Below are 14,094 nucleotides of genomic sequence, written 5' to 3' on the forward strand. Positions count from 1 at the left end.
TCGGTTCCGCGACTCTCTGTCTCTCGTTCTCCGCCTATTTCATTCTATGAACCGAAAAGATAGGATAGTACCCAAAACCGGCCGCGATGCTTCGGGTGCAAACGCAAAAAACCCTATTTCCGCCTTTTCCGGAGAAAGGGACGAAAATAGGGTTTTTTGAAGGAAAATGGCTATTAGGCCCAGGTTGGCTGCGCTTTGATGCGCGGCAGTTCCTTTTCCCGCTTGGCAGGCTCCTGCGTCCTGGCCGCAACGATGGCCGGTTCCGTCTCTTCGAGCGCGGCGGCAACGCCTTCGAGCACCTTGGCGTATGCCTTCGATTCAGCCGGCATTTCCTCGTCGCGGAAGATATCCGCGCCAAGCGCCGCCAGTTTGCCCGTAATGTTGACATAGCCGCGGTCCACGTGGTGAATGCCGGCAATTTCGCTTTCGCCGTCGGCGCAGAGCGCCGCGCATACGAGCGCCGCGCCCGCGCGCAGGTCGGTTGCCGTAACTTTGGCGCCCGTCAGCTGCGTGCCGCCGGATACGATCGCCGTGCGACCGTCCACCTTGATGTGCGCGTTCATCTTCTGGAACTCCTCGACGTGCATGAAACGATTCTCGAACACCGTCTCCGTGACGATGCTCGTGCCTTCCGACACCATGAGCAGCGCCATCATTTGAGATTGCATGTCCGTGGGGAAACCCGGATAAGGCAGCGTCTTGACGTCGACCGACTTGAGCTTCTTCGATGCCGTCACGCGAATGCCGCCGTCCGTCTCCGTCACGCCGACGCCCATTTCTTGCAGCTTGGAAATCACCGGCGCCAAGTGGTCACTGATTGCGCCCTCGATGTGGACGTCGCCGCCGGTCATGGCCGCGGCAATCATATAAGTACCCGCTTCTACGCGGTCAGGGATAACGGTATGTGCAACGCCGCTGAGCGATTCCACGCCTTCGATGCGGATAATGCCCGTTCCCGCGCCGCGGACGATCGCGCCCATGGCATTGAGGTAATTGGCCAAATCCACGATCTCCGGCTCTTTGGCCGCGTTCTCGATCGTCGTCGTTCCGTCCGCCAGCGCGGCCGCCATCATGATGTTCTCCGTTGCGCCGACGCTGGCGACATCCAGATAGATCTTCGCGCCCTTCAGCTTGCCGTCCGTGCGGGCCTCGATAAAGCCTTGGCCAAGCACGATCTCGGCGCCCATGGCTTCGAACCCTTTCAGATGCTGGTCGATCGGACGCGTTCCGATGGCGCAGCCGCCCGGAAGCGAAATTCTCGCGCAGCCGAGACGGGCCAACAAGGGACCCATGACGAGAAAAGAAGCGCGCATCTTGCGCACCCATTCGTACGGCGCTTCGAACGATACGAGATGCTCGGCGGAAATGCGCATGGTCTCATTAGCATATGTCAGCTTCCCGCCCAAGGCGGTCAGCACTTGTTGAATCGTCATCACATCATCGAGATTAGGTACGTCGTGGATGACGCTTTCGCCATCCTTTGCGAGTAACGTGGCAGCGAGTATCGGTAATACGGCGTTCTTGGCGCCGCTCACGCGGACAGTTCCGGATAGTCGCTTGCCGCCGCGGACGATTATTTTGCTCATCTTAAGGTTTCCCTCCGCGTGCAGTAGATTCTTTTACCTATTTGAGGAAATATCTGGTACTATGATACGCACTCAAAGTACATCTTAACATCCGCTTACAGGAATCGACAAGCGTTATTTTCTCCCTGTCGAAACGCGGTATTTTATACCATTCGCAAGCGATTTCGTCTTTCGTACCGTCATCTATTACCCATTGTTAACATGTTTCGAGCTTGTTATTCGACAATTCCTTTGAGCAGGCTCGACCAGTTCCAGTAAGCGAGGACGAAGGAAGCGAAACCGTGTCCCAGGACGATCGACAGGACAATTTGCAGCGCCCGGGCCTGAGGTCCCCGGGGACGCTTGACGATCGCGTCCCATTTCAGCTCCTGGATCACGATCCAGGCCAGCGCGATGCTGAACAATTCAATGACGATCGACAATAACGCGTGCATGCCGGCCGTAGAAGCGACTTGATCCATCATTTCAATGACTCCCTATTCTAAATTCCGGCGCTCAAGGCGCGCAGCAGCACGGACGCGAACTCGGCCCGCGTCGCGGAACGCTCCGGCTCGAACCGGTTGCCGGGGTAACCGCCCATGAGTCCCATTTGCTTGACGGTCCGGACGGCCGGCGCCGACCAACGCCCTGCCGGCACGTCGTCGAACGCCGCCGCGCTTGCGCGCCCGCTCTCGGCGTTCAGCGCGCGCAGCAGAATGACGGCCATTTCCTCGCGGGAGATCGGCCGTCCGGGTCCGAAGATGCCGCCGGGATAACCCCCGATCCAACCGGCGCGAGCCGCGCCGGCGATCGCCGAATACGCCCAGTGGCTGCCGCCGACATCGCGGAAGCCCGCGCCGTTCCCGCCGCTGCCCGCGGGCTTGAACGCCCGAACGAGCATGGATACCGCTTCCGCGCGCGTGATGCCTTGGTCCGGGCCGAACCGGTAATTCCCGCTTCCGCCGACGATGCCCTTCTTGTTCAAGGCGACGATCGCCGATTCGGCCCAATGGCCGTCAATGTCCCGAAATCCGGCGACGAGCGTCTCGGTCTTCACGCGGAGCCCGTAGTATTGTTTATCGAACGCGGCGCTTGCCGACAGCTTGACGTAATACAGTCCCGCATCCAGCCGCGCCTCCTTGGTCATGGACGAAGCGCCCGGCGCCGACTTGAGCACGTACAGCGACTTCTGGCGCTTGTCGAGCAGCTCCGCCCTCATCGCGATGCCGGCCGGGATTCCGCTGACCTTCAGCGTCACCATCTGAGCGGCGGTCAACCGCAGCTGGTACCAATCCACGTCGCCCGGCGCGCCGATAACGCCGGAGTAACCCGCGCCGGGCGATATGCCGGTGGCTTCGTACGTCCTGTCATTGGGCTCGTTGGGATCCGTATGCCGCGTAATGAACAGCACGTTCAGTTTATATTGCGATGCCGTCGGACTGGCCTGCGCGGACGCCGCGTTGTGCACCCGGATGTAGTACGTGCCCGGCGTCACGTCGATCGGCGGGGACGACTCCCCTTCGCCTTCGCCGTTCTCGTCTTCTTCCGTCAGCGCGCCGCCCTGCCGCTGATAGGCGAGACCGGGGTCCATGCGCGCGGAATCCGCCGTCAGGGACAGCTTCAGCATGCCGCCCGTCTCGAAGCGGATCGCGAACCAATCCTGATCCCCCGTCTGATGGAAATTGCCGACGATCTGCTGGGATACGGGCTTTAACGCAAACGCCTGGTATTGCTTGTCGTTCGTCTCGTACGCATCCGGCTCGTTCTCGAAGGACGACGTCAACAGGTAAGCCAGCTGCTGCTTGCTCGTTCTGCCGAAGAAACGCACCTCGAAATCGTTCCGCCCTTTTTTTACGTGCCATTCCACCGTTTGGTTGCCGAGCTTGATATCCTTCGTCGCGCTTGCGGACGCGTCGCCGGCGTGCGTCAACTGCAGCGTCGGGGCGCTCTCTCCGGCTGCCGGCAGGCTCTGGACCTGGATCGCGACCGTGCCGTCGTACGGCGCTTCGACGCGATACCAATCCGTATCCGCTGCGCCCGCCAGCTCCGCGGCGATCTTCGTGCCGAGCGGAAACAGCTTCGCCCGCTGCCGGTCGTCATTCGGCTCGAAGGCGTCCGCCTGCAGCGCGGCGGTAACGGCCTTATCGATCCGCAGCAGCCCGTAACCGCTGGCGTTGTCGAAGCCCGGGTTGCCGATGTCCTTCGCCGACTGACGAAGCAAGGCGCGCACCTGATACGGCTTATAGCCGGGATGCACCGCCCAGACGAGCGCCGCCGCCGCGGCTGCCTGCGGCGCGGCCATCGACGTGCCCTCTTCCTGCTTATAGCCTCCGCCAAGCGCCGTCGTATATACGCTCCAAGGCGCGGCGAGGTCGATCTCGGGTCCCGCGTTGGACCTCGTCTCCGGCGCTCCGTCCGCCGTCGCCCCGGCCACCGCCATCACCGTCGGGTAGGCGGCGGGGTATTTGACCTTGGCCTTGCTGCCGAGCAGCTCGCCGTCGTTGCCGCTGGCCGCCACCAACAGCGCCCCCTTGGATTCCGCATAGGCGGCGATGTCCTTCAGGTAAGGCGAATAGCGGTAGAGCCCGACCGAAAGCACCAGGATGCGCGCCCCGTGATCGACGGCGTACGTGATGGCTTCGCCGAGGCGTTCTTCGTCGCCGTAGCCGTCGGCGTCCAGCGCCTTGACGGGCATGATCTTGGCATGCCAGAGGATGCCCGCGACGCCCAGCTTGTTGTTGCCTTCCCCCGCGATGACGCCCGCCACCGCCGTGCCGTGGCCGTTGTCGTCTTCCGGCGGCTTGCCCGGCGAGACGAGGTTCGTTCCCGGAACCAAGTTATCCTTGAGGTCCGGGTGATCCAAGTCGACGCCGGTATCGATGAGCGCGATCGTCAAATCCGTCTGATCATGCGCCATGGTCCAGGCGTCCGCGGCGCCGATCTGCGCCAGAAACTGCTGCTTCGGCAGTTCCGGGTCGTTCGCCGCCGGTTCGGCCGCCAGCATATGCACGCGGCCGACCGGCTCGGCGTAGGCGAGCTCCGGCGTGTGCTGCAGCCGGAGGAGCCACCGGGCCGTGTCCGCCCCGGGGTCCGCGGGGCGGACGACGTCCACCGCCGCCTCCGGCAGGGCGAGGCGGCGCAGCACGCGCGTGCCGGGCAGCGGCTTCGCCTGCGCGGGGTCGCGCCATTTGATGAGCCAGTCGCGCGGCTGCGGCTCATCCGGGCCGCCGTCGGCGGCTGGGGCGGCAGACCCATCGGGGCCGCCGATGGCCGCCGCGGGCGGCTGGGCCGCGCGAGCGGCCCCTGCGGCGAGCGAAGCCGCCTCCGCAGGAGCGCCCGCGAGCAGCAGCGCCGCGAGGGCAGCGCGCAGCGCCAGGCGCGCGAAGCGCGCCGCGAGCGCCTGGCGCTGCCGGCGCCGGGCCGCCTGCCCGGCGCCGATCTTCCCGGCGACGGGCACGACGGAATAGTCCCCGCGAAGCACGGAGCCCGGCTTTGACGATATGGAATTGGATCGCGCTTTCCCATTACGGTTGATCATCATACTCAGCCTTTAACCTGCAATTTGGTATCTGAAACTGTTCGCTTCCCGCCCCCTGATATCCTTTTGACAAATTATAGAAATGCGACGATTCAGGTCTATCGTCCCGGGTTCCCATCGCATTCATCGATATGTATGCGTCTTTGTGCATGCTTACGTTTGAATTTTGTATGAACATTTCCGCCGCAAGCCAAAAAACCTCCGGCCCCGATTGCGCAATCGGATGCCGGAGGTTCGGAAGCGCATGGCGAAAAGGCGGACGCGCCATCGATCGGCGTCCAACCAGCCGCTGCCGGACTGGCTTTACGGTACGAACTGCACGAACAAATCGTTCACGATCGTGAAATGGCTGTTGACCCAATCGAGCGCCGGGCCCGGCACGATGCCGAGCGCGACCGTCGCGATCGCGCACAGCCAGATCACGATGCCGCTCGTCGCCGGAACCCGGACATCCGAATCGTTCGTCGAACGCATGAACATTTGGCGGATCAGTCCGAAGTAGAAATAATACGAGATGACGCTGCTCGCGACCATGACGGCGGCGATCCAATAGTCTTTGGATTGCATCGCGCCCAGCAGGATGAACAGCTTCCCGAAGAAACCGCCCGTAACCGGCAGGCCGGCAAGGGAAAGCAGGAACACGACCATCGCGACCGCCGTCCACGGCGCCCGGTGGTACAAGCCCGCGAAGCTCCCGACGTCGTCGTTGCCCTCCGACTTGCCGATCACGCCGATGACCGCCAGCGCGCCGATCGTCATCAGCAGGTACGCGGCCAGATAGAAGACGAACTCGCCGAAGCCCGAGGCGTGCATGCCTTTGATGGACAAGCCCAGCGGGACGAGCATATACCCGGCATTCGCCACGCCCGACAATGCCATGAGGCGTTTGGCGTTGAACTGCCTCAAGGCCATCGTCGAGCCGATGAGCATCGCGGCGGCGGCCAGAATCAGCAGGACGAGGAACACGTCGTTCGTCACCGGCTTGCCCGGCGAGGAAGCAAAGAAGGCGGTATTGTAAATGATCCGGAAAATAACCGCGAACGCTGCGCCTTTGGACACGACCGCCAGAAACGCGGTAATCGGCGTCGGCGCGCCTTGGTACACGTCGGCCGCCCAATAGTGGAACGGCGCCGCGGCGATTTTGATGCCGAGACCCGCGATGAGGAAGAAGAAGGCCACGTACAGAATGGCGGGAAAATCGATGCCGTGCTCCTTGATGCCTTGGGCGATCGCGCCGAGGTTCGTCGCACCCGTGATGCCGTACAGGTAGGACATGCCGAACAGGACGAGCGCCGACGAGATGCCGCCCGTCACCACGTATTTGAATGCCGCTTCGGTCGATTGCACGGCATGCTTGCGGATGCCGACGAGCACGTAAGTCGTGATGCTGAGCAGCTCCAGTCCGATATACAGCGTGATCATGTCGCCGGAGGACGCCATGATCATCGCGCCGCAGACGGCCGGCAGCAGCAAATAATAATATTCGCCCCGATCCGAGATATCGGATCGCTTCACCGTGCCCAGACTCATCAAGACGGTGAGCGCCGCGGCGACGAGGAAGACAATCTTGAGCAGGCTCGAGAAATAATCGATCCGGTAGCTGTCCGCCATGATCCGGATAATGCCGTTGACCTGCTGCCCGGCCGCGTCCGTCTGTCCCGCCGAGTTCGCAAGCTCCGTCAACCGCCAGACGACAAATCCGAGCGACGTGAGCAGCCCGGCAAGCGTCAGCCAACCCGTCAAGGCGCGCCGCGGCAGGAACAGATCGAGCACGGCCAGGCCGATCATGAACGCGATCAGGATCCATTCCGGGGCGAGATAGGCCGCATCGCTCCAAGAGAGGGATTGCAGCTGCTGTGTTGCGTCCATTTCCCCTACCTCCCCGCCTTGTCAGATAGCTGCCGAAGCAGCGAGTCGAAGCCATGCTGCATCGGCAGCGTCAATACGGCCGGGTAAATGCCGATCAGCACGATGAACGCGAGCAGCGCGATCATCGGCACCGCCTCCACGAGGCGAACGTCGCGAATCGCGGCAAGCCGTTCCGGCAGCGCGCCGAAGGTGATGCCGAGCACGCTCCGCAGCACGTACACCGCGGTCAGGATGACGCCAAGGACGGCGATCGCCGTAATGATCCGCATGGAGTCGAACAAGCCCAGCAGCGACAGGAATTCGCCGACGAAGCCGGACAACCCCGGCAGTCCGAGCGATGCCATGCCGGCCGCGAGCAGGATGCCGCTCAGGAACGGCATGCTCCGGGCGAGCCCGCCCAGATCCTTCAGCTCCGTGGAGCCGGTACGCTCGTAGATGCTGCCGACGAGCAGGAACAGCAGCGCGGAGATCAGGCCGTGCGAGACGAGCTGGATGACGGCGCCGTGCAGCCCGATTTCGTTCAGCGACGCGATGCCGAGCAGCACGATGCCCATATGGCTGATGGACGAATAGGCGAGCACGAGCTTGAATTCCTTCTGCACGAGCGCGAGCACCGCCCCGTACAGGATATTGACGACGCCGAGTATCGCGAGCACCGTCGCCCAATCCTTGGTCTGCGCCGGGAACATGAAGACCCCGAACCGCAGCAGGCCGTAGGCGCCCATCTTGAGCAGCACGCCCGAGTGGATCATGACGACGGAAGGCGGCGCCTCCGCGTGAACCTTCAGCATCCACGTATGAAACGGAAAGATCGGCAGCTTGATGCCGAACGCGATCAGTAGCAGCAGGAAGATGACCCAATGCATGCGTTCGGACAAGTACAGCGGGTTATCCGTTCCCTGCGTTTGCTCCGGCGACAGGTTGACGTACGCGTTCGGGTCGGCCAGATTCGCGCCGATGACGTCGTAGCTGCCGCTGTAAGAGAGATGGGTCTGCTGCTGTTCCGGCAGCTGTTCCGCCCGGAAGCCGGCCGTCGCGACGAGAAACACGAAGGCCAGCAGCATGATCGCCGATCCGATGCCGTTGTAGATCAAAAATTTATTCGCCGCCTGCTCCCGGTTCATGTAACCCCAGATGCCGATCAGGAAGAACATCGGGATCAGCGTCATTTCGAAGAAAACGAAGAAGAGGAACACGTCGCGCGCCAGGAAGACGCCGAGCATGCCGACCTCCAGCAGCAGGAACCAGATGTAGAAGGCTTTCCACCGTTTCTTGATGTGCACGGACGCCAGCGCGGCCATGACGCCGACGATGGTCGTCAGCAGGAGCAGCGGCATCGATAAGCCGTCCACGCCGAGATGGTACTGCATCTCGAACGTATAGGAACTCACTTCGCCGACCGCTTCTTTGTTGAGCGAGGTCGAAATCCAGGTCGCTTGTTCTTCGTACGGTTTTCCGCCCTTAACCCCGTCGTAATCGGCATAGAGCCAGAACGAGAGCAGCAGCGGCAGGAGCGTCGCCGTGATGGCCGTCACTTTCAGCCATCGGCTGCGGTGCTTCGGCAGAAAGAGCAGCACGAGCAAACCGAGCAGCGGCGAGAACGTAATCAAGGAGAGTATCGGAAGATCCGCAGGCATTACCAGAACCTCCTTAAGGCGACGGCCGCGATGAGAATGACGAGCCCGAACGCGGTGATCAGTCCATAGGTTTGAAGCTGGCCGTTCTGCATCCGCGTGCCTCCCCTGCCGAGCAGGACCGCCGCGCCGCCCGCAGCGCGCACCAAGCCGTCCACGACGTAGTCGTCAATGGCGTTCAGCAGCCCGCCGAGCGCCCGAAGCGGCCGGACGATCAGCCATTCGTACAGCTCGTCGACGTAATACTTGCGTTCCAGCAGTCTGACCAGCCAAGGCGCCCGGGCGGAGACGAAATCGCGCGGGATCATGCCCTTCACGAAGACGAGCCATCCCAGGTACAACCCGAGCAGGCCGATCGCCGCGGAAATGACCATCACGAGCCCGCCGCCTCCGTTCTCCCGCTCCGCGCCGTCCGTCAGCCAGTTGCCGAGCGTGTCGTTCCACGGCGTCTGCACGAAACCGGCGACAACGGCAAGCACGGCGAGCACGATCAGCGGAATCGTCATGGACGAAGGCGACTCGTGCGCATGGGCATGCTGCTCTCCCTTGGGCTTGCCCATGAAGACGAGGAAGAACAGCCGCGACATGTAGAAGGCGGTGAAGAACGCCGCGACGACGCCTACCACGAACAGCCCGGGCTTCTCGTGGTAGGCGATATTCAAGATCATGTCCTTGGACCAGAACCCCGAGAACGGGGGAATGCCGGAGAGGGCCAGCGCGCCGATGCCGAACGTCCAGGCGGTGATCTTCATCTTGGAGCCGAGTCCGCCCATCTCTTGAATGTTCTGCGTATGTACGGCGTGGATGACGCTTCCCGCCCCAAGAAAGAGCAGCGCCTTAAAGAACGCGTGCGTAAAGAGATGAAAGATCCCGCCCGTCATCGAGTTCAGCCCGAGCCCCATCATCATGTACCCCAGTTGGCTGACCGTCGAGAAAGCGAGGATGCGCTTGATGTCGTTCTGCGCCACGCCGATGGTGGCCGCGAAGATCGCGGTGAACCCGCCGATGTAAGCCACGATGTCCATCGCCGTCTGCGAAGCTTGGAAGATGTCGAACGTCCGCGCGACCAGGAACACGCCCGCGGCGACCATCGTCGCGGCATGGATGAGCGCGCTGATCGGCGTCGGGCCTTCCATCGCGTCAGGCAGCCACACGTGCAGCGGAAATTGACCGGATTTGCCGACCGCGCCGACGAAGATCAGAATGGCGATCCAAGTCGTCACGCTGGCCGCGATGACGCCGGAGCCGCCCTCGAACGCATTGCCGATCCGCACGAAATCGAGCGCATGATCCGGCATGTACCAGTAAAGCAGCAGAATGCCGAGCAGCAGGCCCGCATCGCCGATCCGCGTCACGATGAACGCCTTCTTGGCGGCCGCTTTCGCTTCCGGCTTGCTGAACCAGAAGCCGACGAGCAAGAACGAACAGACGCCGACGAGCTCCCAGAAGATATACAGCGTCAGCATATTGTCGGACAGCACGAGTCCCAGCATGGAGAACGTGAACAGCGCGACGTAGCCGTAGAAAACGGAAATCCTTTCGTCGCCCTTCATGTAGCCGGCCGAGTACACGTTGACCAGAAAGCTGACCGTCGTTACCACGACGAGCATCAGCGCCGTCAAATTCGTCACTTCGAAGCCGGCCTTGAAGACGACGGTGCCCGTGTCGATCCATTTGAAAGCGTATTGATAATACTTGGTGCCGTCCGTCATATGTTCGATCAGGACGAGAAGGGATAACGCCAGGCTCGCGAGCGAGCTGATCGAACCGAGCGCGACGCCGATCGTTCGCGAGGAGCGGCCGAAAGCCAGCAGCAGCAGGAACGCGACGAACGGGAAGACGGGGATGAGCCAGGCGATCTGCGAAAAAGTCGTGTCCATGCGCGCTTACCTCCTCATCTCGTCGTAATCGTCCACGTTCACGGTTCCGCGCGCCCGGTACAGCGCTATCAGCACGGCGATGCCCACGGCCGCTTCGGCCGCCGCGACGGCGATGCTGAAGAGCGTGAACATTTGGCCCGACAGCGAGGGCACGACGCCGTATTTGGAGAACGCGACCAGGTTCAGGTTGACGGCGTTCAGCATCAATTCGATGGATAATAGGACGATGACGGCATTCCGTTTCGTAAGGGCGCCGTACAGCCCCAGACAGAACAGAATCGCCGCCATGGTCAAATAGGAAGACAACATCTAATCCGCCTCCTTCTTGGCGAGCACGATCGCGCCGATGAACGCGACCGTCAGCAGCACCGATACGAGCTCGAACGGCACGACGTAGCCGGTAAACAGCGCTTGGCCGATGGCCATCGTATTGTCGACCGTTTGATCCGCCGCCTGCGGAGGCGCCGGAAAATCCGATTGGCGGATCGCGTAGAACAGAATGCCGAACAGCGCGAGCGCGCCGATGGCCGTCAGCGTGTCATGCAGCGTGCGGGGCCGCTCCGCCTCGGCTTCCTGGTGCTTCGTCATCATGATGCCGAAGATCATCAGGATCGAAACGGCGCCGGCATAGATGAGCACCTGCACGAAAGCCAGAAACTCCGCATCGAGCAAGATGAACATGCCCGCGACGCCGATGAACACGGCAGCCAGCGACACGACCATATGCACGACTTTCGTGAAGCTGACCATCAGTACCGCGCCGCTGATGATCATGACCGAGAAGACGAAGAAAGCGACGAACTCTCCGCTGAAGTTGAAATTGAACATGCGTTACTTCGCTCCTCCCTTGGCTGCGGCGGGAGCGCCGATGTTGTTGTTGTCCTGACGGACATTGCGGTTGTTGTCGTCCAGCCACTGCATGTCTTTGAACAAATCGTCGCGGCTGTAGGACGCCAGCTCGAAGTTGCCCGTCATGACGATGGCTTCCGTCGGACACACCTCCGTGCAGAGATCGCACAGGATGCAAATCTCGAAATTGATGTCGTACGTATCGATGACCTTCCCCTTCTTCTCGGGGTCCGGGTTCGCTTTGCCCGTGAGCGTGATGCACTCCGTCGGGCAGATTCGCACGCATTGGTTGCAGACGATGCATTTATCCGGCTCGAAATGCTGGATGCCGCGAAATCGGTCCGGCATGACGATGGGCACGTCGGGATAGGAGGTCGTGACTTTCTTCTTGGTCATGGATTGCAGCGTGACGCCAAGCCCTTTCAAGAGTCCTTTCATTGCTTCCCCCTCCTAAAAGTTTTGTGCGAAGCCTTTGCCGCTGGCCCCCAGCAATTAAACAAAACTGCTTCGGAAGCTTATGCTTAAGTATTGTGCGACGCCTTTGCCGGGGCTCCCGGCAAGCAAGGCGAGAAGGCTGGCGCCGTTCTTATGGCGGCGCCGCTCGTCTTCATTCCTGCGCAATGCAAACTTACTGGAGACCGTCGTCTCACTTCACGAACAGCTCCATGTAAACCGCGGTCAGGAACACGTTCAGGATCGCCACCGGCAGCAGGACCTTCCAGCCGAGCCCCATGAGCTGGTCGATGCGAATCCGCGGCAGGGTCGCCCTGATCCAGAACAGGAAGAAGACGATCGACGTGAATTTAAGCAGGAACCAGATGATGCCCGGCACCCAATCGAGGAACGGGAACGGCGCATGCCAGCCGCCCAGGAAGAGCACCGTCGTCAGCGCCGCGATGGCGTAGACGTACACGTACTCCGTCAGCATGAAGAACGCGAACCGGAAGCCGCTGTACTCGACGTGATAACCGGCGACCAGCTCCGATTCCGCTTCGGGCAGGTCGAACGGCGTCCGGTTGAGCTCCGACACCGCCGCGATGATGAAGACGACGAACCCGATGATCTGCGGCAGAAAGTTCCACTGCCAGAACCAGTCGCCCTGCTGGTCCGCGATCGAGCGCAGGTTCAGCGAGCCCGACAGCATGACGACGCCGACGACGGAGATGACGAGCGGCACCTCGTAGCTGATCATTTGCGCGGCGGAGCGCATGCCACCGAGAAGCGCGTACTTGTTATTGGACGACCAGCCGCCCAAGATGATCGCGATCGTCGAGATGCCGGACAGCGCCACGTAATAGAGCAGCCCGACATTGATATCGGCGAAATACAGCTTCTGCGTGTACGGAATGACCGCCAGCACCGCGAACGCCGGCACGTACGCCAGCGCCGGGGCCAGGATGAACAGCGCCCGGTCCGCCTTGCGCGGGATGGTGTCTTCCTTGATCAACAGCTTGGTGATATCGGCGACCGACTGCAGCAGCCCCCAAGGTCCGACCCGGTTCGGGCCGATCCGGTACTGCATCCAGCCGATGACCTTCCGCTCGAAGAAGATGGCGTACGTCACGAAGCCGAGCACGACCAGAAGCAGAATGACGCCCCACAGGAAGAACAGGAGCGCGTGGCCCCAGGTCAAGGTTTCGTCCAGCCAAGCTCCCATCAGCAGTCGACCTCCCCGACGACAATATCGATGCCGCCCAGAATCGTAATGAGATTCGTCATCGTCTCGCCGACGAGCAGCTTCGGCAGGATCTGCAGGTTAACGAACGACGGACGGCGGAATTTCAGGCGGTACGGCTCCGCTTTGCCTTTGGATACGATATGGCAGCCGATCTCGCCGCGCGGCGATTCGATGCCGACGTACAGCTCGCCCGCCGGCGGCCGGATGACGCGCGGCACCTTGCCCATCACGTCGCCGGGGCCGGGGAACTGCTCGACCGCCTGCTTCAGGATGCGCAGCGATTGGCGGACTTCCTCCAGCCGGATGTTGTACCGGTCGTAGCAGTCGCCGTTCCGGCCCAGCGGCACATCGAACTCGAATCGATCGTAGAGGCTGTACGGCTTGCTTTTGCGCAAGTCCCAATCCACGCCCGTCGACCGCAGGTTGGCGCCTGACAAACCGAAGTTGATCGCCGTTTCCGCGTCGTAGCGGCCGACGCCCCGTATTCGGGCAAGGAAGATCTCGTTGCCGCTGACGAGGTTGTGGTATTCGTCGAGCTTGCCTTCCATGTACGGAATGAAATCGCGCACCTGCTCGATCCAGCCCGGAGGCGCATCCCACTTGACGCCGCCGACGCGCATGTAATTGTACGTCAGCCTGGCGCCGCACAGCTCGTTGAACAGGTTAATGATGATTTCCCGGTCGCGAAAGGCGAACAGGAACGGGCTCATCGCCCCGATATCCAACAGGTACGTCCCCCACCAGACGAGATGACTCGCGACGCGCTGCAGTTCCATGACGATCAGCCGCATGAATTCCGCCCGCTCCGGCACCTCGAGCCCCATCATTTTCTCGACGGCGTGGCAGAGCACGTAATTCGTCGTCATCGCGGATACGTAATCCATCCGGTCGGTATAAGGAATGATCTGCGTATAGTTCAGGTCTTCCGCGAGCTTCTCCGTCCCCCGGTGCAGGTAACCCATGACCGGCGTCGCTTCCGTGATCACTTCGCCGTCGAGCTTGACGATGATGCGGAAAACGCCATGCGTGCTGGGATGCTGCGGGCCGACGTTAAGCAGCAGTTCTTCGGTTCGAATCACGG

The 14,094-nt window shown here is 61.7% G+C and carries 11 protein-coding genes; all 11 read right to left on the bottom strand.

The window, feature by feature from the left end; all coding sequences use genetic code 11:
* Positions 1 to 173: 173 nt before the first annotated feature.
* Positions 174 to 1,586 (bottom strand): UDP-N-acetylglucosamine 1-carboxyvinyltransferase, encoded by a 1,413-nt coding sequence (gene murA / locus GT019_RS22985; protein ID WP_161745768.1) that lies wholly within the window; start codon positions 1,584 to 1,586, stop codon positions 174 to 176.
* A gap of 215 nt (positions 1,587 to 1,801) precedes the next feature.
* A complete protein-coding gene (locus tag GT019_RS22990; RefSeq protein ID WP_161745769.1) occupies positions 1,802 to 2,050 on the bottom strand; it encodes a DUF1146 family protein in 249 nt (82 codons plus the stop codon).
* A 17-nt stretch (positions 2,051 to 2,067) separates the two neighbouring features.
* Positions 2,068 to 5,103 (bottom strand): S8 family peptidase, encoded by a 3,036-nt coding sequence (locus GT019_RS22995; protein ID WP_161745770.1) that lies wholly within the window; start codon positions 5,101 to 5,103, stop codon positions 2,068 to 2,070.
* A 303-nt stretch (positions 5,104 to 5,406) separates the two neighbouring features.
* Positions 5,407 to 6,972, bottom strand: a complete 1,566-nt coding sequence (locus GT019_RS23000) for an NADH-quinone oxidoreductase subunit N (protein WP_161745771.1) — start codon at positions 6,970 to 6,972, stop codon at positions 5,407 to 5,409.
* Between the two features lie 5 nt (positions 6,973 to 6,977).
* Positions 6,978 to 8,609 carry a complex I subunit 4 family protein gene (locus GT019_RS23005; RefSeq protein ID WP_161745772.1) on the bottom strand — a complete coding sequence of 544 codons (1,632 nt, stop codon included), beginning with the start codon at positions 8,607 to 8,609 and terminating at the stop codon, positions 6,978 to 6,980.
* Entirely contained in the window at positions 8,609 to 10,486 is a 1,878-nt protein-coding gene (nuoL, locus tag GT019_RS23010; RefSeq protein WP_161745773.1) for an NADH-quinone oxidoreductase subunit L, read from the bottom strand. The genes GT019_RS23005 and nuoL overlap by 1 nt, the downstream gene beginning before the upstream one ends.
* A gap of 6 nt (positions 10,487 to 10,492) precedes the next feature.
* Entirely contained in the window at positions 10,493 to 10,795 is a 303-nt protein-coding gene (gene nuoK, locus GT019_RS23015) for an NADH-quinone oxidoreductase subunit NuoK (protein ID WP_161745774.1), read from the bottom strand.
* The gene (locus tag GT019_RS23020) at positions 10,796 to 11,314 is read right to left on the bottom strand and encodes an NADH-quinone oxidoreductase subunit J (RefSeq protein ID WP_161745775.1); all 519 of its coding nucleotides are present in this window, start codon (positions 11,312 to 11,314) and stop codon (positions 10,796 to 10,798) included.
* A gap of 3 nt (positions 11,315 to 11,317) precedes the next feature.
* A complete protein-coding gene (nuoI, locus tag GT019_RS23025) occupies positions 11,318 to 11,773 on the bottom strand; it encodes an NADH-quinone oxidoreductase subunit NuoI (RefSeq protein WP_161745776.1) in 456 nt (151 codons plus the stop codon).
* 208 nt (positions 11,774 to 11,981) lie between these two features.
* On the bottom strand, positions 11,982 to 12,992 hold the full coding sequence (nuoH, locus tag GT019_RS23030; protein ID WP_161745777.1) for an NADH-quinone oxidoreductase subunit NuoH: 1,011 nt from the start codon (positions 12,990 to 12,992) through the stop codon (positions 11,982 to 11,984).
* Positions 12,992 to 14,092: an NADH-quinone oxidoreductase subunit D gene (locus tag GT019_RS23035; RefSeq protein ID WP_161745778.1), complete on the bottom strand. Its 1,101-nt coding sequence runs from the start codon at positions 14,090 to 14,092 to the stop codon at positions 12,992 to 12,994. Before GT019_RS23035 ends, nuoH begins: the two co-directional genes overlap by 1 nt.
* Positions 14,093 to 14,094 lie beyond the last annotated feature (2 nt).

Source organism: Paenibacillus glycinis, assembly GCF_009909185.1.
In the GTDB taxonomy this organism is placed as follows: Bacteria; Bacillota; Bacilli; order Paenibacillales; family Paenibacillaceae; genus Paenibacillus_Z; species Paenibacillus_Z glycinis.